The sequence below is a fragment of the Collinsella sp. CLA-ER-H5 genome (assembly GCF_040092375.1).
Classification (GTDB): domain Bacteria; phylum Actinomycetota; class Coriobacteriia; order Coriobacteriales; family Coriobacteriaceae; genus Collinsella.
Map to the genome: position 1 here is coordinate 1 of NZ_JBBNLR010000026.1, position 25448 is coordinate 25448.

20 protein-coding genes are annotated in these 25448 nt (G+C 58.3%); 14 read left to right on the forward strand and 6 right to left on the reverse strand.

The window, feature by feature from the left end; genetic code table 11:
* Nucleotides 1–258: 258 nt before the first annotated feature.
* The 4 genes from AAAX31_RS08965 to AAAX31_RS08980 form a co-directional block, all read right to left on the reverse strand.
* Entirely contained in the window at nucleotides 259–1290 is a 1032-nt protein-coding gene (locus tag AAAX31_RS08965) for a 3-deoxy-7-phosphoheptulonate synthase (RefSeq protein ID WP_117769878.1), read from the reverse strand.
* Between the two features lie 577 nt (nucleotides 1291–1867).
* The gene (locus AAAX31_RS08970; protein WP_349076995.1) at nucleotides 1868–3724 is read right to left on the reverse strand and encodes an ABC transporter ATP-binding protein; all 1857 of its coding nucleotides are present in this window, start codon (nucleotides 3722–3724) and stop codon (nucleotides 1868–1870) included.
* Nucleotides 3724–6093 (reverse strand): ABC transporter ATP-binding protein, encoded by a 2370-nt coding sequence (locus tag AAAX31_RS08975; protein WP_117847965.1) that lies wholly within the window; start codon nucleotides 6091–6093, stop codon nucleotides 3724–3726. The genes AAAX31_RS08970 and AAAX31_RS08975 overlap by 1 nt, the downstream gene beginning before the upstream one ends.
* Complete coding sequence (locus tag AAAX31_RS08980) at nucleotides 6090–6539, reverse strand: MarR family transcriptional regulator (RefSeq protein ID WP_117840216.1); 450 nt, start codon at nucleotides 6537–6539, stop codon at nucleotides 6090–6092. The genes AAAX31_RS08975 and AAAX31_RS08980 overlap by 4 nt, the downstream gene beginning before the upstream one ends.
* Before the next feature lie 364 nt (nucleotides 6540–6903).
* On the opposite strand from AAAX31_RS08980, the gene AAAX31_RS08985 reads away from it, so the two are divergent.
* From AAAX31_RS08985 to AAAX31_RS09050, 14 genes are all read left to right on the forward strand, one after another.
* The gene (locus AAAX31_RS08985) at nucleotides 6904–7653 is read left to right on the forward strand and encodes an SDR family NAD(P)-dependent oxidoreductase (RefSeq protein WP_117770076.1); all 750 of its coding nucleotides are present in this window, start codon (nucleotides 6904–6906) and stop codon (nucleotides 7651–7653) included.
* A 108-nt stretch (nucleotides 7654–7761) separates the two neighbouring features.
* Entirely contained in the window at nucleotides 7762–8778 is a 1017-nt protein-coding gene (locus AAAX31_RS08990; RefSeq protein ID WP_349076996.1) for a 2-keto-3-deoxygluconate permease, read from the forward strand.
* A gap of 466 nt (nucleotides 8779–9244) precedes the next feature.
* Nucleotides 9245–11296, forward strand: coding sequence for a formate C-acetyltransferase (gene pflB, locus AAAX31_RS08995; protein ID WP_349076997.1), 2052 nt, complete (start codon nucleotides 9245–9247; stop codon nucleotides 11294–11296).
* Nucleotides 11297–11381: 85 nt separating this feature from the next.
* Nucleotides 11382–11633 (forward strand): autonomous glycyl radical cofactor GrcA3, encoded by a 252-nt coding sequence (grcA3, locus tag AAAX31_RS09000; RefSeq protein ID WP_117583521.1) that lies wholly within the window; start codon nucleotides 11382–11384, stop codon nucleotides 11631–11633.
* A gap of 302 nt (nucleotides 11634–11935) precedes the next feature.
* Entirely contained in the window at nucleotides 11936–12946 is a 1011-nt protein-coding gene (locus tag AAAX31_RS09005; protein WP_349076998.1) for a LacI family DNA-binding transcriptional regulator, read from the forward strand.
* 183 nt (nucleotides 12947–13129) lie between these two features.
* Nucleotides 13130–14512 carry a family 43 glycosylhydrolase gene (locus AAAX31_RS09010; RefSeq protein ID WP_035137642.1) on the forward strand — a complete coding sequence of 461 codons (1383 nt, stop codon included), beginning with the start codon at nucleotides 13130–13132 and terminating at the stop codon, nucleotides 14510–14512.
* Between the two features lie 33 nt (nucleotides 14513–14545).
* Nucleotides 14546–16009, forward strand: a complete 1464-nt coding sequence (locus AAAX31_RS09015; protein ID WP_197032808.1) for a PTS transporter subunit EIIC — start codon at nucleotides 14546–14548, stop codon at nucleotides 16007–16009.
* A gap of 101 nt (nucleotides 16010–16110) precedes the next feature.
* Entirely contained in the window at nucleotides 16111–17553 is a 1443-nt protein-coding gene (locus AAAX31_RS09020) for a glycoside hydrolase family 32 protein (protein ID WP_117840219.1), read from the forward strand.
* A gap of 276 nt (nucleotides 17554–17829) precedes the next feature.
* Nucleotides 17830–18684, forward strand: coding sequence for a DegV family protein (locus AAAX31_RS09025; protein ID WP_231500802.1), 855 nt, complete (start codon nucleotides 17830–17832; stop codon nucleotides 18682–18684).
* 174 nt (nucleotides 18685–18858) lie between these two features.
* Nucleotides 18859–19677, forward strand: a complete 819-nt coding sequence (pflA, locus tag AAAX31_RS09030) for a pyruvate formate-lyase-activating protein (protein ID WP_117766536.1) — start codon at nucleotides 18859–18861, stop codon at nucleotides 19675–19677.
* A 126-nt stretch (nucleotides 19678–19803) separates the two neighbouring features.
* Complete coding sequence (gene mtnN, locus AAAX31_RS09035; RefSeq protein ID WP_117766538.1) at nucleotides 19804–20544, forward strand: 5'-methylthioadenosine/S-adenosylhomocysteine nucleosidase; 741 nt, start codon at nucleotides 19804–19806, stop codon at nucleotides 20542–20544.
* Between the two features lie 39 nt (nucleotides 20545–20583).
* Nucleotides 20584–21174, forward strand: coding sequence for a ribosome biogenesis GTP-binding protein YihA/YsxC (gene yihA, locus AAAX31_RS09040; RefSeq protein ID WP_089572350.1), 591 nt, complete (start codon nucleotides 20584–20586; stop codon nucleotides 21172–21174).
* Nucleotides 21175–21266: 92 nt separating this feature from the next.
* A complete protein-coding gene (locus tag AAAX31_RS09045; protein WP_117840221.1) occupies nucleotides 21267–21950 on the forward strand; it encodes a DUF3990 domain-containing protein in 684 nt (227 codons plus the stop codon).
* Nucleotides 21951–21981: 31 nt separating this feature from the next.
* Nucleotides 21982–22614, forward strand: a complete 633-nt coding sequence (locus tag AAAX31_RS09050; protein WP_117840222.1) for a helix-turn-helix transcriptional regulator — start codon at nucleotides 21982–21984, stop codon at nucleotides 22612–22614.
* A gap of 181 nt (nucleotides 22615–22795) precedes the next feature.
* Here the strand turns inward: AAAX31_RS09050 and thrB are convergent, their stop codons facing one another.
* On the reverse strand, nucleotides 22796–23677 hold the full coding sequence (thrB, locus tag AAAX31_RS09055; RefSeq protein ID WP_117840223.1) for a homoserine kinase: 882 nt from the start codon (nucleotides 23675–23677) through the stop codon (nucleotides 22796–22798).
* A 201-nt stretch (nucleotides 23678–23878) separates the two neighbouring features.
* Complete coding sequence (thrC, locus tag AAAX31_RS09060) at nucleotides 23879–25396, reverse strand: threonine synthase (RefSeq protein ID WP_117840224.1); 1518 nt, start codon at nucleotides 25394–25396, stop codon at nucleotides 23879–23881.
* Nucleotides 25397–25448 lie beyond the last annotated feature (52 nt).

Genomic DNA, 25448 nt, shown 5'->3' on the forward strand with positions numbered 1-25448 from the left:
AGGCGTCGACGACATGCCGGGGGCGGACCGGGACGGGTTCAACGGCAGGCCCCGCCGACCGATTGCAAGCGGTCGGCGGGGCCATTGTGGCTCTTGACAGCGGATTGGGTCATATGAGCGAAAACGCCCCTAGGCGAGCAAGGTGACGTGAAAGAGGAGGGAAGCGTACTTCGGTACGCGACCGACGATTGAACGTCAGGTTGCCGCTTAGGGGCGTTTGCAGCGTCGAGCCGTTACGCGGTTTGGCAAACCGCGTAACTAAATACGCTCTGCGATCTCGTGGATGAGGTAGTCGGTCTTTTCCCAGCCCAGGCACGGGTCGGTGATCGACTTGCCAAAGACACCGCCGTCGACCGGCTGGTTGCCATCCTCCAGGTAGGACTCGATCATAAAGCCCTTGACCAGCTTGGAGATGGACTCGTTGCGGCGGCAGCTGTCGAGCACCTCCTTGCAAATGCGATACTGCTCCAGCGGACGCTTGCCCGAGTTGTCGTGGTTGCAGTCGATGACCGCTGCCGGATTGGCATAGCCGGCATGCTCGGTATAGCGTTCGGCCAGGCGCTCCAGGTGCTCGTAGTGGTAGTTGGGGTAGGTGCGACCGTCGAGACCGATGTAGCCACGCATAACGGCGTGCGCGAGCGGATTGCCGTCGCACTCGACCTCCCAGTTGCGGAAGATGAAGCTCTGGTGCGCCTGCGCGGCGTAAATGGAGTTGAGCATAACGGTGGTAGAGCCGGCAGTGGGATTCTTCATGCCGACGGGTACCGAAATGCCGCTCGACACCAGGCGATGCTCCTGGTTCTCGACCGAGCGTGCGCCCACGGCAACATAGCTCAGCAGGTCGACGAGGTATTGGTAGTTGGACGGGTAGAGCATCTCATCGGCGGTAAAGAAGCCGGTCTCCTCGATGACGCGCAGGTGCATGTGGCGGATGGCCTTGACGCCCTCGAGCAGGTCGTCGGGAGCCTCGGGGTTGGGGTTGTGCAGAAGACCCTTGTAGCCGGTGCCCTTGGTGCGCGGCTTATTGGTGTAGACGCGCGGAATGATGATGAGCTTGTCCTTGACCTCTTCGGCGACCTTGGCCAGTCGGTTCATGTACTCAAGCACCGAATCCTCGCGGTCGGCAGAGCACGGGCCGATGATGAGTACCTTGCGCGCGTCCTCGCCGGTAAAGACTTTGGCGACCTCGGCGTCAAATGCCTGCTTTTTGGCAGTAAGCTCGGCGGAAAGCGGCATCTCCTCGCGGATCTCCATGGGGATCGGCAGCCTGCGTTTGAATTCCATGGCCATAGGGGCCTCCTCAATCAATTGATGGCAATGAGAACATTGTCGAATGCTCGGCATTATCCGCTGTCGCACGCTAAAGTGCAAGTCCTTGTCACCCCGAAACCTGCCAAAAAGGGACAGGTTTATTTTGGCAGGTTTTATCTGGGCAAACGTCGGCGGATGCCGGGAGGGAGCTGCGCCACGCGGAACCCTAAGGCTGTTGCCGGTTCCCCAGGAAACACTCCGTGGGCAAAAAATGCCAAATATGAGTACTGTTGCTCACCTAGTAACATATCCGTCTAGCGAGATAATAGACAAAGTGATAAATATGTTCATTAACGTTGGCAGACAGAAGCCTGCTAACGGGCGTTTTGATTAATTCAAAGGCGTATAGGGGCCGCAAAGAGGTCGTTTGAGGTGGTTTTGGCTGTTACTAAAAAGGTGACAGTACTCATATTTGCCCTTTTTTGCCCACGGGGTCTGGAAAGCGCCGTCAATGAGGTCTCGGGGAAGGCGTTTCGAGGCTCGAAGGACACAAAACGGGGGCGCAGGTTGTCCTGCGCCCCCGTTCTCGGGCGTCATCATTTCTCTGCGGCCGTATCTACGTCGCCTCGTCGAACTGCGAGTTGTACAGGTCGGCGTAGAAGCCGCCCTGGGCGAGCAGCTCGTCGTGCGTGCCCTTCTCGACGATGTCGCCGTCACGAATTACCAAGATCACGTCGGCGTTGCGGATCGTGGACAGGCGGTGCGCGATGACAAAGCTGGTACGGCCCTGCATCAGCGCATCCATGGCACGCTGAATAAGCTCCTCGGTGCGAGTGTCAACGTTGGAGGTCGCCTCGTCCAAAATCAGCGCCGGACGGTCGGCCAGAATGGCGCGGGCGATGGTCACGAGCTGGCGCTGACCCTGCGAGAGGTTGGTGCCCTCTTCGTTGATCATAAAGTCGTAACCGCCGGCGAGCGTATGGATAAAGTGGTCGCAGCGTGCGGCGCGTGCAGCGGCTTCGACCTCGGCATCGCTCGCGTCGGGGCGTCCGTAGCGGATGTTCTCGCGGATCGTGCCGTTAAACAGCCAGGTATCCTGCAGTACCATAGCAAACTCGCCGCGCAGCGCCGCGCGATCCCAATCGCGCACGTCGATGCCCTCGACGCGCAGCGAACCGCCGTCCACATCGTAGAAGCGCTGCAGCAGCTTGATGAGCGTGGTCTTGCCGGCGCCGGTGGGGCCGACGATGGCGATGGTCTGGCCGGGCTGCGCCTCGCAGCTAAAGTCGTGGATGATGGTCTTGTCGGGCGTGTAGCCAAACTTGACATGGTCAAACTCCACGTGGCCGGGGCGCTTCTCGGGAATCTGCGCGTCGGCTTTCTGCTCCTCCTCGGGCGCGGCTAGGAACTCAAAGACGCGCTCGGTGGCAGCGGCCATCGACTGCATCGTGTTGCTCACGTTGCCCAGCTGCTGCACCGGCTGCGTAAAGTTGCGCACGTACTGGATAAAGCTCTGGATGTCGCCGGGCGTGGCATTGCCGGTCAGCGCAAGTTGCGCGCCCACCACGACGACGCCCACGTAGCCCATGTTACCCACCAGGCTCATAAGCGGCATCATCAGGCCCGATAGGAACTGCGAGCGCCAGCCACTAATAAAGAGCCGGTCGTTTTGACGGTCGAACTCCTCGATCGAGGCCTCGGCGCGGTCGAACACCTGAATGACGTTCTGGCCGGCAAAGTCCTCCTCGATAATGCCGTTGACCGCGCCCAGAACCTGCTGTTGCTCGCGGAAGTACGGCTGCGAGAAGTGAATCATCACGGCCAGGATAATCGCGGCTGCCGGCAGCGTGAGCACGGTGACGCCGGTGAGCGGCAGGCTGATCGACAGCATCATGACGAGCACGCCGATAATCTGCGTTATCGACGTGATGAGCTGCGTCACGCTCTGGTTGAGCGACTGACCCAGCGTGTCGACGTCGTTGGTGATGCGGCTGAGTACGTCGCCCTTGCTGTGGCCGTTAAAGTAACTCATCGGCACGACGGCGATTTTGGCGGCAATCTCCTTGCGCATGCGATAGCAGATCTTTTGCGTGACGCCGGTCATGAGCCAGCCCTGGATGAGGCTGCAAACAGAGCTTGCCAGATACAGGCAGAGCAAAAAGCCGAGCGTCTTGGCGATCCAGGCAAAGTCGACGTCGCCGGTGCCGTTGACCTTGGCAACCAGGCCTTCGAACAGTTTGGTGGTAACCTGGCCGAGCACCTTGGGTCCCACAATGTTAAAGATGACCGAGCACACGGCAAAGGCGACGGCGGCAAGCACGGCAATCTTGTGCTGGCCGATATAGCCGAGCAGCTGCCTCATGGTGCCCTTAAAGTCCTTGGCCTTTTCGCCGCGACGCATGCCGCCCATGCGGCCCATGGGACCACGCTGGCGGGTGGGCTTGGGAATCTGAGTCTTGGTCTCGTCTGCCATTAGCGCTCGCCTCCTTCCGTGACGGCTGCAATTTCTTCTTGGGTAAGCCCCAGCTCTTCGGCGGAAAGCTGTGACTGTGCGATCTCCAGGTACGCCGGGCAGCTGTGCAGCAGCTCCTCGTGCGTACCGGTGCCCACCACGTGACCGTCGTCGAGCACGATAATCTGGTCGGCGTGCATGATAGTCGCGATGCGCTGGGCCACGACCACGAGCGCGGCGTCGGTAACGTTTTTGGCCAGCTCCTCGCGCAGGCGCGCGTCGGTCTTGTAGTCGAGGGCACTAAACGAGTCATCGAACACCACAACCTCGGGCTTTTTGGCCAATGCGCGGGCGATGGCCAAGCGCTGGCGCTGACCACCCGAGACATTGGAGCCTCCCTGGCTGATGGGGGAGTCGTAGCCGCCCTCGCGCTCGGCGATAAAGTCCTCGGCTTGGGCGATGCGTGCCGCCCGGTGCATGTCATCATCGCTCACCATGTCGCCGGCAAACTTGAGGTTGCTCTCGACGGTGCCCGAGAACAGGCGACCCTGCTGCGGGATGTAACCAATGCGGCGGCGAAGCTCGGAAAGGGTCATGTCGCGCACGTCGATGCCGTCGAGCGAAATGCTGCCGCCCGTGACGTCGTATAAGCGCGGAATCAGCTGTACGAGCGTGGACTTGCCCGAGCCCGTGGAGCCAATGATGCCGAGCATCTGACCGGCATGCGTGGTGAAGTTCACGCCGCTGATGACGTCGGCGCGGGCATCGGGATACTGGAAGCTCACGTCGCGGAAGGTGAGCTCACCGCGCGGCGCGCTGGCCGTGGGCAGTTTGGGCGAGGCGGGGTCGTTGATGCTCGTGGGGCAGGTGATGACCTCTTCCACGCGCTCGGCTGCGACCTCGGCACGGGGCAGAATGACCGAAACCATGGTGAGGATCATAAACGCCATAACGATCTGCATGGTGTAGGAGATAAACGCCATCATGTTGCCGACCTGCATCACGCCGTCGGACACGCCTTGGGCGCCAAACCAGACGATGAGCACGGTGATGCAGTTCATGACGAGCATCATGAGCGGCATCATAAAGCTCATGGCTCGGTTGGTGTAGAGCTGCGTGGTCATCAGGTCGAGCGACGCCTTGTCAAAACGCTCGAGCTCATGCTCCTCGCGGTTGAACGAGCGGATGGGCATAAGACCGTCGAGCAGCTCGCGGGCGGTAAGGTTCACACGGTCCACGTAACTTTGCATCTTTTTGAACTTGGGCATGGTGAGGCCCATGAGCACGCCGACGACGGCCGAGACCGCGATGATGGCCACGGCGATGGTCCACTCCAGGCCGGTGTGGTTGGCCAGGACACGCATGACAGCGACGATGCCCATGACGGGAGCCATCAGGCACATGCGGATAAACAGGGTTGCGGCCATCTGGATCTGCTGAATGTCGTTGGTGCAGCGGGTGATGAGCGAGGCCTGGCTAAACTTGCCCACCTCGGCCGGCGAGAAGTGCATAACCTTGTTGAAGGTCTCGCGGCGCAGGTCGCGGGCGATGGAGCAGGCGGTGCGCGACGCCACGGCGCCGGTCAGGATGGTGGCGACGAGCGACACCAGACACAGACCAAACATCGTGGTCGCCATGCGGCCCAGGTAGGCGTTCTGCACGTCGGCGGGGTCGATGCCCTGTGCCTTGTACTCGTCCTGCACATAGCTCACGGCGCGCTGGGTGACGATGGAGCCCGACATGGAGCCCATTTTGTCTGCCATTTGGTTGGCGCCCTCGACGAGCTTGCCCTGATCGATAAGACCGCCTTCAACGCCTAGGCGCAGGCTCTTCATGGTGATCTTACCGCCGTCGGCGTCGATCTGCTTTTGCATGCTCTGCGCGGCTGCGGCCTTCTGCTGCATCTCGGCGAGCTGCTCGGGCGTCATCGCTGCCATCTGCTCGGGGGTGGGCATGGCCTGAGCGGCGCCGCCATCGCTTGCCTCGGTGGATGCGCCGGTCATGTCGCCCATGGAGTCGGCGTCAATGCCCTGGTTGAAGGCGAGCACGACGGTCTCAGGCAGGCTCATGATGTCGGCAATCTTGTCGCCGTCGCCGCGCTCCTCCTCGGTGCCCTTGTACGTTCGAATGCCGTTATTGTCCGCCTTACTAAACACGGCCTCCACAGCTTTGGCGTCCTTGGCGCTCATAAAGAGTTCGAGGTCGTCGAGCGATTCGGCGCGAATGGTGTCGGGCACGGGCGAGGCGATGCCGCCTTGCTGCACGCCCACGTCGACGATGTCGCTCATATAGGTAGGCAGCGCCAGATCGGCGTTGCAGCTGATTACGATAAGTACGATAGCTGCGAGCAGTGCCAGGACATGCTTTTTAAAGAGCTTGAGAATCCTCACTCGGCATCTCTCCTTTCTTGATTGTGGTCGATAATTTCGTTGGCACGCCTTAGAAGACGCACCATCTCTTGGGTATCTGTTTCGCCGAGCTGTTCGAGGAAAGCCGCGGTGCGGTCCTCGAATTCCCGGCGTTTGATTTCGAGATCCTGGAATCCCTTGTCGGTCACTATGACGTGTACGCGACGACGGTCGGTCTTTGAGTGCTCACGCTCAACCCAGCCCTTGGCTTCGAGAGCGCGTAGGATATTGGCAATGCGGGCGTTCGAGACCCAGGCGCGATCAGCGAGTTCGCTCGGCGTGAGCGAACCGCCAGCGAGCATAAGGGCGCGCATGACAGCCATCTCGCCGCTGAGAGCTTTGTCCACAAAGCGCGAAACGCGCTGGTGAATGCCGCCAAACTCGGTAAGGAGCTGACTCCCAAGCTCATGGAAATCGGTATCTTCCACCGAAAACCCCTAACACTAGAAACTATTTTCGGTGAAAGATGATACCCCTGCACGCGCGCCCTATACGGAAGATTTTTGGGACATGCCTAGAAAACTGCCTTTAGGCGATCTCCGTACACCGTCGGTGCCAGCAAAGTTAAGGGCAGATCTCTAGGCATGTCCCAAAAACTACCTGGTTGCTAGGCAATATAAAGAACGCATAAAGAATTAAAATCATTCAAGAATTGCAGCGTTTCAAAGAACTATCATGCACGCGGTTAGGCGAGGGGTTGTCACCACCATGACGACTGGGACTCATATAATCGCCACGTGCGATGCTCCAACTTCCCGCGAGGAGACACCTTATATAAAGGGGGATGGAGTCATGGCATTTGACTTCACGGGCAAGACCGCGATTGTCACGGGCGGCACTCAGGGCATTGGCCTCGAGATCGCCAAGGGCATCGTCGCGGGCGGCGGACATGTCGCGCTCATCGCAAGGAACGCTGCTAAGGGCGAGGCCGCTGTGGCCGAGCTTGGCGAGGGCAACAAGTTTTATCAGCTCGATGTCGCTGATGCGCCCAAGGCGCGCGAGACCGTCGAACAGATTTTCGCAGACCTGCCGCAAACCAATATCCTGATCAACTGCGCTGGCGTCATCAGCACCAAGAAGTTCGACGAGATCGACGACACCGAGTGGCGCCGTACCATCGACATCAACCTCAACGGCACCTTTACCATGATGAACGCCGTGTACCCGCACTTTAAGGCTGCCCATGCCGGCACTATCGTCAACGTGAGCTCTGTTGCTGGCAAGATCGGCGGCGGCCTGCTCGGCACCGCGGCTTACGCGAGCTCCAAGGCCGGTGTTAACGGTCTAACCAAGGCAGTCGCCAAGGAGGGCGGTAGGTTCGGCGTTCGCTGCAACGCTGTGTGCCCGTCGCTCACGTTGACCGATATGACCTCGATTCTCTCTGACGAGAACTCTCAGCGCATCATCAACGGTATTCCTCTGGGCCGTGCCGCCCAGGCCAGCGAGCCTGCGCAGATGGTGCTCTTCTTTGCCTCCGACCTCGCCAGCTTCGTGAACGGCGAGATCGGTGACTGCGACGGTGGCATCGTTCTGGACGGGTAATACCCCGCGACGTTAATTCGGCGACGGCTCCTGCGACTCGGGACCGTCGCCTTCTTTCTGGCACAGGAGCGTGCGACCGCGTGCCACACGCATCAAAAGGAGATATAAATGAGTGAATCGACTGTGGTGGAGGCGCCGGCGGCAAAGGAGCCGTTCTTTAAGATGTCCTCCATCCCGGGTGCCAATATTTTGGTGCCGCTTCTGCTGGGCTGCCTGCTCAACACGCTATTCCCCGATCTGTTCAAAACGCTCGGCAGCTTTACGCTTGGTATGACCCAGCAGGGCGCAGGCCCGCTCGTGGGCGCTTTTTTGCTCATCGTCGGTACGACGATTTCGTTTAAGAGTGCTCCTGCCGCCGCTGCACGCGGCGCCATCATCATCGCCGTCAAGCAGATCGTGGTCGTTGCCGTGTCGCTGCTCATCCTTTATGTGTTCAACGACAACCTGTTTGGCATCTCTGCCATGGTGATGCTGGCGGCTTGCACCGGCGCCAACAACGCTATGTACGCTGGTCTGATGGGCACCATGGGCAATGAGGCCGAGCGTGGCGCCGTCGCCATCACCACGCTGGTTGTCGGCCCTCCGGTCACGATGATCGTGCTCGGCGCTGCCGGTCAGGCTCCGATCGGCTGGTCGCTCGTGGGCGCCATCCTGCCGATCGTCGTCGGCATTATTCTGGGCAACCTCTTCCCGAGCTTTAAGAAGATGATGGCACCGGCACTTTCCGCCATCATCGTGCTCGTCTTCTTTGCCATGGGCTCGACCATGACCTTTGGCCAGCTCATTAATGGCGGTCTCCCCGGCATCCTGCTCGGCGTGATCTGCTCGGTGGTCTTTGCAATTCCCGTTATCGCGGTCGATAAGCTCACGGGCGGTACGGGTGTCGCAGGTGCGGCCATTTCGAGCTGCGCCGGAGCCAATGTGGCCACGCCCGCTGCCATGGCAAGCGTCAACGAGGCCATGTACGGCGGCGCGGTGCTCGCGACGGCCACGGCACAGGTTGCTGCCTGCGCAATCGTTACGGCTATTTTGACCCCGCTGGTCACCAGCTGGTGCTACAAGCATTTTGAGGGCCAGCAGAGCAACGGCAAGGCAACGACCGACAAGGCCTCCGCAGCCGCCTAATGCCAAACGGTAATCAAAGCTAAAAACTAGCTACGCCACAGGGCGGCCACGGGGGATCCCGTGGCCGCCCTGCAGTTTCTGTAGGGTCTTTGGGACACTTTACCCTGCTAAAGCTGGCATAACAGCTAGAGCGAACGTCGTACAAAGGCAAGGAAAAATAACATACAAATCGGTGAACGGTAGTTGTTCGCGCTCGCATTTCCTGCGGGTTTGTAAAAAACGCCATTATGATATAAAAAAAGAAACATATAACAGCCCAGATGGAGAGGGTCGCTATGTTATCCTTCTCAGACGGGTGAAATCTTGGGTTTTGGGTTGTAGTTCCAAGGTGGACAAACGTTTTCCCTGCACCAACGTGTGGTGAAGAACGGAAGAAGCCGGTAGTGCAAGCCGAAAATTCAAGAATTCAATAAGCAGCGGTGTGAGAGAGCGCCGCATTACACGTAACTAGGAGCGTGGTTACACAATGCAGGAGGCATGGGAAGGCTTCAAGGAAGGCATTTGGACGGGAGAGGTTGACGTCCGAGACTTCATCCAGAAGAACTACACCCCCTACGAGGGCGACGAGTCGTTCCTCGTCGGTCCGACCGAGCGTACCAAGGAGCTGTGGGGCGAGGTTCTCGACCTGCTGCTTAAGGAGCGCGAGCAGGGTGGTGTCCTCGATATGGACACCAAGATCGTCACGGGTATCGTGAGCCACCCCGCTGGCTACATCGATAACGCCCACCGCGAGAAGGAGACCATCGTCGGTCTCCAGACCGACAAGCCGCTCAAGCGCGCGCTGCACGTCAACGGCGGTATCCGCATCGCTTGCCAGGCTGCCAGCCAGCACGGCTATAAGGTCGACGAGAACGTTGTCGAGCGCTACACCTTCGAGCGCAAGACCCACAACGCCGGCGTCTTCGATGTTTACACCCCCGAGATGCGTGCTTGCCGCTCGGCTCACATCATCACCGGTCTGCCCGATGGCTATGGCCGCGGCCGCATCATCGGCGACTACCGTCGTGTCGCCCTGTACGGTGTCGACTACCTGATCAAGGACAAGGAGGCCCAGAAGGCTTCCACCCCGACGGTCATGACCGCCGACAACATCCGCGACCGCGAGGAGCTGCAGGAGCAGATCCGCGCCCTCGGCGAGCTCAAGATGATGGCCGAGACCTATGGTTTCGATATTTCCAACCCTGCTACCAACACGCAGGAGGCCATCCAGTGGATGTACTTCGCCTACCTCGCTGCCGTCAAGGAGCAGAACGGCGCCGCTATGTCCATCGGCCGTACCTCCACGTTCATCGACATCTACGCTGAGCGCGACCTTGCCAACGGTACCTTCACCGAGGAGCAGATCCAGGAGTTCGTGGATCACTTCATCATGAAGCTCCGCATGGTCAAGTTTGCCCGTACCCCCGAGTACCAGGCCCTGTTTACCGGCGATCCGCAGTGGGTCACCGAGTCCATCGGCGGCATGGGTGTTGACGGCCGTACGCTCGTTACCAAGATGAGCTACCGCTACCTGCACACGCTCGAGAACATGGGCACCAGCCCCGAGCCCAACATGACCGTTCTGTGGTCGACCCGTCTGCCCGAGAACTTCAAGAAGTTCTGCGCCAAGACTTCTGTCGCCAGCTCCTCGATCCAGTACGAGAACGACGACCTCATGCGCGTCTATCACGGCGACGACTACGGTATCGCCTGCTGCGTGTCCTCCATGCGCATTGGCAAGGAGATGCAGTTCTTCGGCGCTCGCGCCAACCTGGCTAAGTGCCTGCTGTATGCACTCAACGGCGGTGTTGACGAGGTCTCCAAGAAGCAGGTCGGCCCCAAGTACCGCGCCGTCGAGGGCGATACGCTCGATTACGACGACGTTGTGGCCAAGTACAACGACATGATGAAGTGGCTCGCTGGCGTGTACGTCAACTCGCTGAACATCATTCACTACATGCACGACAAGTATTGCTACGAGCGCATCCAGATGGCTCTGCACGACAAGCACGTGCACCGCTGGTTCGCTACGGGCATCGCTGGCCTTTCCGTCGTGGCTGACTCCCTGTCCGCCATCAAGTACGCCAAGGTCCACCCCGTCCGTGACGAGAACGGCATCATCGTCGACTTCGAGACCGAGGGCGATTTCCCCAAGTACGGTAACGACGACGACCGCGTCGACCAGATCGCTCACGACGTTGTGCACCAGTTCATGGAGTACATCCGCATGAACGACACCTACCGCAACTCCGTGCCCACGACCTCGGTTCTGACCATTACTTCCAACGTCGTCTACGGTAAGAAGACCGGCTCCACGCCGGACGGCCGCAAGGCTGGCCAGCCGTTCGCCCCGGGTGCAAACCCCATGCACAAGCGCGATAGCCACGGCGCCATCGCTTCGCTGTCTTCGGTTTCCAAGCTCCCGTTCCGCGATGCTCAGGACGGCATCTCCAACACCTTCTCCATCATCCCGAGTGCGCTCGGCAAGGAGGACCAGGTGTTCTTTGGCGATATCGACCTTGATCAGCTGGGCGAGTAACTATTGTTAGTGCTATACTAACAATAACGATTACTGATTAGCGCGCCGGTTTCGGCCGGCGCCTATTAATCGAAGGAGACACATTATGAAGGTTTCTGAAGTTTCTGAGACTCAGGCCGATAACCTGGTCCACATGCTCGACGCTTACGCCGAGAAGGGTGGCCACCACCTGAACATCAACGTCTTCAACCGTGAGACGCTGCTTGACGCTCAGGCTCACCCCGAGAAGTACCCGCAGCTGACCATCCGCGTTTCCGGCTATGCCGTGAACTTCCACACGCTCACCAAGGAGCAGCAGGACGAGGTCATTTCGCGTACCTTCCACGACAAGTTCTAAAGGGTTCAACTCCTGTAGGATTACTGGGGCCGGTTTTGGGTTATTTCCCAAAACGTCCTCGGACATGCAAAGAGGCTCCGCTGCGCGCGTTGCGCGGCGGAGCCTCTTTGCGTCCTGCGGAATGTTTTGGGAGGTAGCCCAAACAGCCCCGGCTGGGTCCTGTGTAGTCACCCTTTAGGCGGAACTCTCCTAATTATTTGGATGAGTCGTTTACTTACTTGTACTGTTACCGTCATCCCGCTGTTGTTGGGGTATGCTTTGTTCGTATGTAAACGTATGACATGTTGATGGGGGAGGGTGCTATGGCTCGCGAGAGTGCTCGTTCTAAGGATACGGCTAAGCCTGGCATCAAGGAAGTTGCGGCGGTGGCGGGGGTTTCGCCTACTACGGTATCTCGTGTGCTTAATAATCGCGGCTATATTAGCCAAGAGACCCGCGATAAGGTCCATGCCGCGATGAAGCGCATCAACTATACGCCCAACGATATCGCCCGTGCCATGCTCAACGGTCGCCTGAATCTTATCGGTATGATCGTCCCCTATGTCAGCAGTCCGTTTCATGCCCAAGTGGTTCAAGTCATTGAGCATACCCTGGCCGAAAACGGTTTTAAGATGCTGCTGTGCAATAGCGCCAATCGACCCGAGCTTGAGCGCTCTTATATCGACATGCTTCGACGCAATATGGTTGATGGCGTCATCGTCAACTCGCTTAATATCGGTGCCGAGGCGTATGCCGAGATGGGTTTGAGTCTGGTTGGTATCGACTGCGACCTTGGCGAAGCCTCTGTTCAGATTGCGAGCGACAGCTATAGCATCGGCGAACTTGCTACGCGTCGCCTGATCGATGACGGATGTTCACGCATCCTGTGCCTGCGCAGCAATAGCCGCATGCGCATGCCTGCCAATAAGCGTACCGATGCCTACCTCGATGTTGTTGAGCAGGCCGGTTTGTCCGCGCTTGTCCGTGAGGTTGAGTTCGTTAAGCCCGACGACGAAAAGGGCGCGGTCGTTGCGAAGATCCTCGATGAGAACCCCGATATTGACGGCATCTTTGCGGGAGACGATACGATGGCGGCCATCTGTCTCAACGTGATGAAGCAGCGCGGCTTGAGCGCTCCAGACGATATTAAGGTCGTGGGCGCGGATGGTGCCCGCCGAACTATGACGTTTATGCCTGACTTAACAACCGTACGTCAAGATATCGATCGCATCGGAGAGCTCGCGGCGCAATCCATCATCGCTCTTATTAACGGCGATAATCCCGAATCGAATATCGAGCTCCCCGTTGAACTCATTGAGGGCAAAACCGCGTAGTTCATCCCGTGCCAAAAGAATTCCTCAAACGCCTCTGATGACCGTTCACCGGCATATGTCAACCGTTTGCCGACGACTGGAACTGCGAAAAGACGTATTGGTGTGAAAACGTTTGACATATGAAAACGATTGACATATCTTGCCATTGTACCGAGTTAGTATGTCGTGGAAAGGAAGTCTCGGATGCACAAGGTGTATTACCAGCCTGAGGGAATTTGGGTAGGCGACATCATGCCGTACGGCGAGGACGGCACGTTCTATCTCTATCATCAGCGTGACACGCGTAACCCCGAACCTTTCGGAGAGCCGTTTGGCTGGGCACTCGCTACGACCAAGGATTTCGTCAACTACAAGGACTTTGGCGAGAGCCTTGAGCGTGGCGGCGACGAGGAAGTCGACCAGTACATTTATGCCGGCACGGTGTTTAAGGTGGGCGACAAGTACCATGCGCTCTACACTGGTTGCAATCGCGATAAGGTCCGCGCACGTTTGATGAAGCAGGTTCTTCTTCACGCAACGAGCGACGACGCCGTCAAGTGGGAGAAGAACATCGCCGAGACGCTGCTTCCGCCCCAGGAGGGTTACGATGACCGCAACTGGCGCGATCCCTTTGTGCTTTGGGATGAGGAGAACGAAGAGTACATGCTCATCCTCGGCACGCGTGTGGGCGAGGACAAGCGTCTGATGACCGGCCGCCTGGTCAAGTTCACCTCCAAGGATCTGACCAACTGGGAGTTCCAGGGCGACTGGTGGAACCCGGGCCTGTACACCATGTTTGAGATGCCTGATCTCTTTAAGATGGGCGACTGGTGGTACCTCGTCTTTTCCGAGTACAGCGACGGCAACAAGACCCGTTACCGCATGTCCAAGTCCATCAACGGTCCTTGGATTACCCCCGCTGACGACTCCTTCGACGGCCGCGCGTACTACGCTGCTCGCACCGCATTCGATGGCGAGCGTCGCGTTCTCTTTGGTTGGGTTCCTACGCGTGACGAGGGCGGCGACCCCAGCTCTTACCTATGGGGTGGCACCTTTATGCCCCTCGAGATCGTTCAGCGTGCCGACGGAACGCTCGGCACCAAGCTCCCCGACAGCATGCTTGGCGCCTTTGGCGAGGCTAAGGCAGTCGAGACCTTTGAGCTTTCCTGCGAGTCGGGCAAGGTCGAGCAGGTGCTCGCCGCGGATGCCGGCTCCACCTACTTGCTCGATGCCGACATTGAGCTCGGCGGTAACGCTGCCGGCTTCTCGGTCAAGTTCGCCGAGGACGCCGAGACTGGTCTTGCCTATGAGTTCCGCGCCAACCTGCGCGAGGGCAAGCTCGAGTTCACGCCGGCTCCCCAGTACCCGTGGTTCCAGGTCAACAACATGGGCCTCGAGCGTCCGTTGTTCTTTAAGGGCGAGGGCACTCACCATGTGCGTCTGGTCGTCGACGACGACATCGCGACCATCTTTGTCGATGATGTTGCGCTCAACGCTCGCTTCTGCAACAAGCAGGGCCAGGGTGTGGCGCTTACCGTCACCGACGGTGCGCTCAAGTGCGCAAACGCAACGATCGCGTCTCTGTAGCGGCAACGAACCGTTTTATGATTTAGAAAAGGAATGGAGAAGAACATGGACTACAAGGCAGTGTCCCAGCAAGTCGTCGACAACGTCGGCGGACTGGAGAACATCGAGGGCGCCACGCATTGCGTGACCCGTCTGCGTCTGGTGCTCAAGGATACGAGCAAATACAACAAGGCCGAGCTCGAGAACATCGATGGCGTCAAGGGCGTGCTGTACAACAGCGGCCAGCTCATGATCATCTTCGGTACCGGTACCGTCAACAAGGTTTACGATGAGTTTATGGCTCTGACGGGCGTTAAGGAGATCAGTGCTTCCGAGGTCAAGGGCGCCGAGGCGGACAAGAAGGGCAAGTTCTTCTCGGTCCTCAAGGTATTCTCGGACATCTTTATCCCCATCATTCCCGCCTTCGTCGGCGCTGCAATCATCATCGGCCTTAAGTCGCTGATCGTTGCCAACGGCCTCTTTGGCATGGAAGGCAGCCTCGCCGATCACAGCGAGTTCCTCAAGAACCTCGCAAGCTTCTTTGCCATTATCGCCACCACGTTCGACTACCTGCCTGTCCTGGTTATGTACAGCGCGGTCAAGCGTTTTGGCGGTAACCCGATCCTGGGCATCCTCGTCGGTATCGTCATGGTTCACCCGAGCCTTATGAACCGCAACACGTTCGTTATGGACCCGACGGGTGCTGAGTACTGGAACTTCGGTCCGCTATCCATTCCCATGGTTGCTTTCCAGGGCGGTGTGTTCCCCGCAATCCTGACTGCCTGGTTTATGGCCAAGGTCGAGAAGATTGCCCAGAAGTACATCCCCGAGGTCGTTTCGTTCGTCTTTGTCCCGACCGTTACCCTGATTCTTGCTAACGTTGCCCTGTTCACCGTGTTCGGCCCGCTCGGCAACCTGATCGGTGACGTCCTCGCCGGCGTAATCGATATCCTGTACAACAGGATGGGCGTCTTTGGTGCCTTTGTCTTCGCCGCGTTCCTGCAGCCGCTCGTCGTTACCGGTACGCATCAGTTCATCCAGGGTATCGAGGCCAACCTCGTTGCCACGACCGGCTTCAACTACATCCAGGCCATCTGGTCGGTTTCCATCATCGCCCAGGGCGGCGGCGCCATCGGCATGTACCTCATTCACAAGAAGCATTCCAAAGAGCGCAACATTTGCATGTCGTCCTTTATCCCGACGCTGGTCGGTATCTCCGAGCCCGCAATCTTTGCTGCAAACATGCGCTACTCGATTATTCCGTTCATCTGCGCATGCATCGGTGCAGGCTGCGGCGGTGCCTTCGTGAAGCTCTTTGAGGTGCGCGCCATCGGTCAGGGTCTGACCGGCGTGCTTGGCCTGCTCATCGTCACGCCCGAGACGCTCGTGTGGTATGTGGCTGGCAATCTCATCGCCTTTATCGTGCCGATCGTCTTGATCTTTGCCTACAACAAGGCAAAGGGCGTGCCGACCACTGATGAAGAGGGCGCTGGTGCTGGCTTTGATGTCAGCTTCTAGTTGAGCCGTTCAGCGTAATCTGAGGATAAGTCCATTTGGGGAAGGGCGTTCGACTCGTGTGAGTCGAGCGTCCTTCCCCATAGACGAGAAAGTCAACGGCGATGTTTAATCAAAAAAATAAGGTGACACGCGCGGACTATGAGCAGTGGCGTGCCGGACAGGATGAGACGGCGGGTCGCATCGCGTCCGACCCCGATAGGCTCCTGTTCCATGTGGAGCCTGAGCTTGGCTGGCTCAACGACCCCAACGGTTTGGTGCAGATCGGTGATACGTATCACATCTATCACCAATACGATCCATTCGATGCTGCGCATGGCGGTCCAGTGCTTTGGAATCATCTGACAACAAAGGATTTTGTGACGTACGAGAATCGCGGCCCTGTGCTGTTCCCCGATTCCGATTTGGATTCGAGCGGAGCGTATTCTGGTTCTGCCTTTGTACACGACGGCAAGATTCACTACTTCTATACCGGCAACGTCAAGCATTTTGACCGCGATGATTACGACTACGTGTTGACGGGCCGTGAGCAAAACCAGATTCATGTGGTTGCCGAGAACCCCGACGAATTGGGCGAGAAGCGCATAGCTGTTGGGCCGGTCGATTACCCCGACGATATCGGTACGCACGTGCGTGATCCCAAAATCCTTGAACACGATGGTATCTACTACATGGTTCTGGGCGCTCGTACGAAAGACGACCGCGGCTGCGTGCTTGTCTATACCTCGAGCAATCTAGAGGACTGGAGCTATGCGACGCGCATTGAGTTGGGCGAGAAGTTTGGCTTTATGTGGGAGTGCCCCGATCTGTTTGAGCTCGATGGTGAGCTTATTCTCGTTTGCTGTCCGCAGGGTGTGTCCGCCGATGGATGGCGTTACCGCAATCCGCACCAGTGCGTGTGGTTTCCCATCGAGGCCGATTGGGAGGCGCCGAGTTTTAAGATCGCCGGGCAGGGCATGCCCCCGATGGTCGATGCCGGCTTTGATTTCTACGCACCGCAGTCTTTTGAGGATGCTGCGGGTCGGCGTTTGATGATCGGGTGGTCGGGTTGCCCCGATGCGACGGCAAAAAGCCCGACGGTGGCACGCGGGTGGCAGTGCGCGTTGACGGTGCCGAGAAAACTGAGCATGCGCGATGGTAAGCTCTGTCAGCAGCCGGTGCACGAGATTGAGAGGATGCGCGGCGACTGCGTTTGCGCGACAGGCGGTGAAACCGTTGAGGAGCCGGGCCGCCTGTTTGATCTTGTGGTTTCCTGTGAGGGCGCCCAGGTGATCGAGCTCGAAATCCGCAAGGGTGTCTTTGTGCGCTATGCAGACGGGATGCTTACCCTCGACATGGGTGACGAAGGCTATGGGCGCGACCAGAGGTCGATCGAGCTCAGCGAGCTTCGCGACCTGCGCGTGCTTTCGGACACTACGATGGTCGAGATTTTTGCAAATGGCGGCGAGGCGGCACTTACGAGCCGTACCTATTCGCCGGCGGTTCCGGCGATGGAGCTGCACGCCGAGGGTGCGGCATCGATGAATTTCTACCGCCTCGTGCATTAACCGTGCGTGGAGCACGATTGGATTTGCTGGACGGAATGTGTCGCAGTTGTCGCGGCCAACTACCGCTTACCGCATATAGCGACCGTTTGCGGAATAAGTAACCCTCCTTAATAAACCGTGTGGAATCCTAGATAAGCACGGAGTTTTCCAGGGAGACGCTGTCCTTTGTTGTGTGCAAGGGGCGGCGTCTCTTTGGCGCTTGGACGCCGTTGTGCAACAGTGCGGCGGCGCGTGCCATGTATTGAAAAGCCAATGTCGAGATGGGTCGTGATAATAATGGGCAAGTACGTAATCGTGGTTGAGTCTGGGTCGGATGTGACGCCGGAGCTCTGCGAGCGCTACGGCATCGTGCGCGTGCCCATGCATGTCACGATTGGTGACGAGACCGTCGAGGACGGCTCGATCGATCCGCTCGAGATTTATTCGCGCTGCAACGAGTTTGGCGTGATGCCCAAGACCAGCGGCTGCGCGCCTGCGGATTTTGCTCACGTGTACGACCGCATTCACGCTGAGCAGCCCGATGCGACTATTCTGCATCTCGCGTATTCCGAGGCCACGACCTGCTCGCATCAATCATCGAAGATCGCCGCCAAGGGTCGCGACTACGTGTTCTCTATGGACACGCGCTTTGTCTCGGTAGGCCAGTCGCTCGTTGTCGTCGAGACCGCCAAATACATCGAGGCTCACCCCGATGCCACCGTCGACGAGATCTTTGCATTTACGAATTCCGTCATGGACCGCGTGCTGCTGGGCTTTGTTCCTACCGATCTTGCCTTTCTTAAGGCGGGCGGTCGCTTGTCCAACGTCGCATTCCTTGGCGCCCATCTGCTCAAGATTAAGCCCTGCATTGAGGTGACGGGCGGCAAGTTCGTGGCGACCAAGAAGTTCCGCGGCTCTATGCTCAAGTGCGCCCGCGCCTTTATTGACCACATGGTTGCGAAGGGCGAGATTGACTACTCGCACATTGGCCTGGCGTATTCGGTGGGCCTTTCCCAGGAGCTGCGCGATGACATGGAGGTCTATGCGCATGATCTGGGCTTTAAGGACGTTACCTGGACTCAGGTCGGCGGCGTCATCTCGAGCCATTGCGGCCCGACCGCCTTAGGTGCGGTGCTCACGCTTAAGGCGTAAAGGCCGCAGGCGAGCGTTCTTCAGCCTGACATCTCGACGTAGCCCCCAGCCATGGTGATGGGGGATAGATTAAAACGTGCCGTTCTAGTCCGAGACGTTTAAACGCAAACGCATGGGCTAGAATGACTCTGGCATTTTAATTGGTTGCATCCAAGGAGAGGCAAGGTAGCGCGAATGGCAGAAATGACGCTTGAGGGTGTGGACGCTCGTCCCGAGGACTCTGCGTTTGCCCTTGGCCGCGTGCATTCGATCGAGACGATGGGAACGGTCGACGGACCCGGCATCCGCTTTGTGGTGTTTGTTCAGGGCTGTCCCATGCGCTGCGCGTATTGCCACAATCCCGATACCTGGTCGGTCAACGGCGGCACCATGGTGACCGTCGAACACCTGATGGATGAGTTCCAGAGTAACCACGAGTTCTATCGCAGCGGTGGCATTACGGTGTCCGGCGGCGAGCCGCTCCTGCAGCCCGAGTTTTTGGCCGATCTGTTTCGTGCTATGCATAACAACCCCGATGGCCGTGTACATACCTGCCTAGATAGCTGTGGCTATGCATTTGACCCCAACCACCCCGAGAAGTTCGATGCCGTGCTCAACGAGACCGACATGGTACTGCTCGATATTAAGCATGCCGACCCGGTCGAGCATAAAAAGCTGACCGGTTGCGATCCCGCACGCATCTTGGCGTTCGGCGATGAACTTGCACGTCGCAAGATCAAGGTCGTTATCCGCCACGTGGTGGTGCCGGGCATTACCGACACGGTGGAGGAGTGCGAGAAGCTCGGTCGCCTCATCGCTCCATGGCACAACGTGGTGGGCCTGGAAATGCTGCCGTATCACACGATGGGTGTCGTCAAGTACGAGCAACTGGGCATTCCCTATAAGCTTGAGGGCGTACCTCAGATGGATACCGCGCGCATGCCCGAGCTGCGCAATGCCGTTATGGCCGGTATGAAAAAGCGCCGTGCGGAGCTCAGGTCGGCCATCGGCTAACAAGCCATTTTTGCCCCTTTATGATACCCGAGCTGTACTGGCCTAACGGCTTGGTGCTGACACGGTTGAGCCAAAATGCTGGTACCATACCGTGGATAAGCAATTTGCACGGATTTGGGGGATGGCATGGCAACCATCGCGATCATAGGCGCACTCGAAAAAGAGGTTGCGCAGATTAAGGAAGAGCTGAGTGGCACGCATGAGTCGCAGGAGGCGGGCTTGACCGTTGTGAACGGTGGGCTTTCGGGTCTGACAGTAGTCGCCACGACGGCAGGCATGGGGACCGTGAACGCCGCTGCCGCAACGCAGCATCTCATCAGCAAATACGCCCCGCAGGCCGTTGTGTTTTCGGGCATTGCGGGCGGCCTAAACCCTAAACTCCATATTAACGACGTGGTTATAGGCAAGTGCCTGCGCTATCTGGATACCGATACGGCACTCATCGCCGAGTCCGCGCCGGGGCTCGAGGAGTTTGTCTCGACACCGGCGTTGGCTGATGTTGCCGCCGCCGTGCTTGCCGAGCATGGATTTGTGGATGCCTCGGCGGATGAGACTTCTGCGGAGAAGGACCCCAAGCAGTTCCTGTGTGGCACTATCGCCACGGGTGATCGCTTTGTTACGGGTGACGCCATGCGTAACGCTGCGATTGAGGCCACGCATGCCGATTGCGTCGAGATGGAGGGCGCGGCAATTGCGCACATCGCGGCCAAGAATGGTGTCGATTGCCTGGTACTGCGCGCTATCAGCGATAATTGTGACGAGGCATATGACGCGTTTTGCGAGCGCGAGTTCGATCTGGACGAGTACGCTCGCACCGCGAGCGGCATCACGCTTGACATCGTTCGTCGTATCGCCGCCGCGCAATAGCACGCCCGTTTTGTAAGAACCTACGACCAAGGAGTGTCCATGGCCGATTCAATTAACTACCAGCTTGCCAAGTTCGTCGCCAGCTACGGCAAGGTTTCGCAGATTCCCGAGTCAACCTGTCCCGAGGTGAGCTTCGTCGGCCGCTCCAACGTGGGCAAGTCCTCCATCATGAACAAACTCTTTGGCCGCAAGAACCTGGTCAAGGTTTCGAGCACGCCGGGCAAGACGAGCAACATCAACTTTTTTGAGGCCGACGACGTGCATTTTGTGGACCTGCCGGGCTACGGTTTCGCCCGTCGTTCCAAGGCCGAGCGCGACCGCTGGGCTGAGCTTATCGGCGACTTCTTCGACTCAGAGCGCAGCTTTAACCTGGTTGTGTCGCTGGTGGACATTCGCCACGACCCCAGTAAACTCGACCATGACATGATCGACTACCTGCAGGGCAACGAGTTCAACTTTATCGTCTGCCTCACCAAAGCCGACAAGCTCAGCCGCACCCAACAGGCCCGCCAGGCAGCAGCCATCAAAAAGCAGCTCAACGTCCCGGCTGAGAACGTAATCATCACAAGCTCCCAGACCGGCGTGGGCATCGACGAACTCAAGCGCCGCATCGCCGAGGCCTGCCTTTAGTCAGGCCGCGGCCCCTCAAAAGCTCTTATCAATATCACCTCAGTGATAGTTATTGGTAAACTATCACTGAAGTGATATTTTTGGAGGTCGATATGGAGCTTTGGCACGGGTCGGACGTTGTTGTTGATCATCCATCGTTGGATAAATGCAGACAATTCAATGACTATGGGCGCGGGTTTTATTGCACACCGCATGAGGAAATGGCAATGGAGTGGGCATGTCGAACCGAGTCTGATGGCATTGCCAATCGATATGAGCTTGATTTAGATGGCCTTTCGGTCTTGGATTTAGAGTCTGGGGAGTTTTCAATCCTCAATTGGCTTGCGATTTTGGCCGACAACCGGGAGTTTAATGTCTCGACGCCGCTGGCACGCGAAGGACTTCGGTATTTGCTGGACAACTGCCTGATTGATATTTCTCCTTATGACGTCATTCGAGGCTATCGCGCTGACGATTCCTACTTTTCGTTTGCAAGACAGTTCGTTAACGGCATGATTTCGCTCAGGCAACTGCAGCGCATTATGTTTTTGGGGGATTTGGGCATTCAATATGCGCTTATGAGTGAGCGCGCGTTCTCGGCGATCAGGTTCCGCGATTGGAAGCAGGCCTCAGGAGCCGAGTTTTATCCCAAACGATTTGAGCGAGAACAGAACGCTCGACGAAAGTACCTGGATACGGTAAACGGATTTGACTCTGATGGTGTCGACATTAGGGATTTGATGGCAGGGAGGGTTGATTTAAATGATCCAAGAGTTAACGGATTGTGGGCCGAGTAGGACATACCCCGTCTATTACCTTGAGGACGCAATGAACAACCTCGGGGATTGCTTCGACTATGCCGTTAACGATTACGGAGCAGAAGGATCGGAAGTTGCTGAACTCTTTTGCCTGAGCGGGGTTGCTCGAGAGTTTGAGCGCGGCAATGCATGGGTAGTGTCGGGAAAATCGGGTGTTGAGCTGTTCGCGCTTATCGCCGAAAGGTCGGGCTATCAAAACGGGCCTATACCGGACTGCACCTATCGATTTGAGAAGACGCCGGAATATTGGGCGGGCTGGATGCTGGCATACCTGCAGTGGCGCCTAGGAGAGTCTTTCGAAGATCTGCTGCATGTCGTTCCGTTTGACGCGCTGCGCAACCTGTACTACCCCTGGCATGAAGCCTCAGAGGAACGTGTGGCGAGTCTTGTTTGCGATATGGCGAAGAAAACACCTCGTCAAACCAAGCTAGCACTAGCAAGAAAGAGGCTTAAGAAAACCCAACAAGACTTGGCATACGAATCGGGCGTATCACTCCGCTCAATCCAAATGTACGAACAGCGCCAACGAAACATCAACGAAGCCTCGGTAACAACCGTAAGAGCTATAGCAAAAGCCCTCCACTGCAATATCGAAGACCTCCTAGAACCAGTCTTCGAATACAAAGAAACCAGCGCAGCGTAAACCAAGCACGCAGCCGATGCCCGCCTCTAGGAAGTGCTCCAGCCTAGCAAGAGCCCCTATCAATAAAAAGCCAAACTATCGGCCCAGCGCCCCTTCAAAGCGTGGGTCCCTGTAGACATCCTCAGCAAGGTAGGCGCAGGGAACATCCCGACCGTCCCGGACAGGTATATGAGGAGGATGTCTACAGGTACTCGATTTGAGCGCCCTCGGTGTCGCACGTGAGGATATGCGTATCACACTTAGGGAACTGCTCGCGCAGCTTGACCTGCAGGAACTTTGCCACGATGGTGTCGTCAGTCACGGCCATGAGGGTCGAGCCCGAACCGCTGATCCAGATGGTCTTGGCGCCGCCGTTAAGGCAGGTGTCGCGCACGGCGTTGTAGTCGGGAATCAGACGGCGACGATAGGGTTCCTGGATGCGGTCGTCATTGGCGGCGGCAATCAGGTCGAGGTCACCAGTCTCCAAGCCGCGCGTCATACCGGCGATGCGGCCCATCTGCCACACGGCGGTGGAGAGCGGAATCTCCTGCGGCACGACCTTGCGCGCCTCGCTCGTGTGTACCTCGTAGGGCGGAATCACGGTAATAAAACGCAGGCGATCGCTCACCTCGTAGCGCAGGCACTGGGGGAGCGAATCGGTCGGCGTAAAGGAGCAGACGGCGCCGCCCAGGATGGCGGGGGCGACGTTATCGGGATGGCCCTCGACTTCGGTGGCAATGCGAACCAGCTCGGCGCGGTCGACGGTGTGGCCTGTCAGTGCGGCGGCGGCCATAATGCCGGCGACGACGCAGGTGGAGCTGGAGCCCAGGCCGCGGGCGACGGGAACGTCAGTCTGAATGTCGATGGCAACGGGAAAAGCCGTCTCGCCCCATGCGGCCAGTGCATCGACAAAGCTGACGTAGACCAGGTTGTCCTCGTTTTGGAACTCTTCGGGGCAGCCCGTGATGGTGAGCTTATCGGCGCGCTCGAAGGTGAAGTGCGAGTAGAGGCTGACGGCCATGCCGAGGGTATCGTAGCCAATGCCTAAGTTTGCGCTGGTGGCGGGGACGGTGATTTTGATCATGGGAATCTCCTGGGCGGTCTGCCTGTTTAGTTCGCTGCTCGGGCAGTCCTGGCTCGCTCGGAAAGCACATTAAGTGCTTTCCGGCTCGTGCGGAACTCGCGACGAACTAAACAGGCAGACCCGCATGTCAGTTCGTCATCATCCCGGTGGGTATCTGATAAAAGAAGGTGCGCCGGCTTTCGCCGGCGCCTTATAAGGGGTTTAGTTGGTTGCTATCTTTTTTGCAGCCTGCTCTACGTAGCTGGCCATCTCATCGACGTCGCAGACGTCTTCGAAGCGGACGGGCTTGGACTCGAGTTCGGCGAGCTGGGCTGGGGCGACCGTGTTGGTTGCCTGCTCGAGCACGCGCATGGCCTCAAAGTCGTCCTCGGGAACGTCGAGGCCCAGGGCATCGCAGCAGGCGCGCGGGAACTTGTAGGGGCTGGCGGTCGAAAGCAGCACGCGGGCCTTGGCGCCCTCGGTGGGGGCGACCTGCTCAAAGACGTGATAGCCGCAAGCGGTGTGCGGGTCGATCACGTAGCCGTTGGCATCCCAGCAGCTCTTGATGGCGGCGCGAACCTCGTCCTCGCTGGCCCAACCGCAGCCAAATACGCTCTGGATCTTGGCCAGCAGCTCGGCAGGCACCTCGTAGCGACCGGTCTGGGCAAGCTGCTCCATAAGGCCGGCAACGAGCTCGCAGTCGCCGTCGGACAGGAAGTAGAGCATGCGCTCCAGATTAGAGCTAATAAGGATGTCCATCGACGGCGAAATGGTCGTGAAGAACGGACGGTTGCGGTCGTAGACGCCGGTGGTCAGGAAGTCAGCGAGCACGTTGTTCTTGTCGCTGGCCACGACGAGTTTGGCGACGGGCAGACCCATGCGCTTGGCGTAGTAGCCGGCCAGGATATCGCCAAAGTTGCCGGTCGGTACGCAGAACTCCACGGCATCGCCGGCCTCGATGGCGCCGGCGCGCAGCAGCTGCGCATAGGCGGCAAAGTAGTAGACGACCTGCGGCACCAGGCGGCCGACGTTGATGGAGTTGGCGCTCGAAAGCACGGTGCCGGCGGCCTCCAGGCGCTCGGCCAGCTCCTTATCGGCAAAGATGCGCTTGACGGCACTCTGGGCGTCGTCGAAGTTGCCGCGGATGCCGCAGACGGCGACGTTGCCGCCCTCCTGCGTGGACATCTGCAGATTCTGCACGCGGCTGACCTTGCCCTCGGGATAAAAGACGGTGATGCCCGTGCCCGGGGCGTCGGCAAAGCCGGCGAGTGCTGCCTTGCCTGTGTCGCCCGACGTGGCGGTGACGATCATGATGCGCTCGGCGCCGCCGTCCTTGGCGGAAGTGCGGGCCATCAAGCGGGGGAGCATCTGCAGGGCGACGTCCTTGAAGGCGCTCGTGGGACCGCCAAAGAGCTCCATCACATAGGTCTGAGGGGCGTCAGCGCCCGGCGCAGCGTCGAGTTTGACGAGCGGCGTAACCTCTTCACTCGCGAACGTGCCGCGGTATGCCTCGTCGACACACGCCGAAATTTCTTCGGCCGTGTAATCATTCAGTAACATTCCCAACACATCTTGAGCGATTTCAAAGTACGATTTATCTGCAAGCGAGCTGATATCGACCTGCTGGGTGCCGAGCTCGTCCGAGACAAACAAACCCCCGTCGGGAGCGATGCCGGTACGGATTGCCACCTTACTTGAGCACGATAAAGTGCGTCCTCGTGTACTATGATAAGTTCCCATATAACACTGCTCCTCGGATGCCTTGGTCCCAATCGGTGAAACCATGGTATCA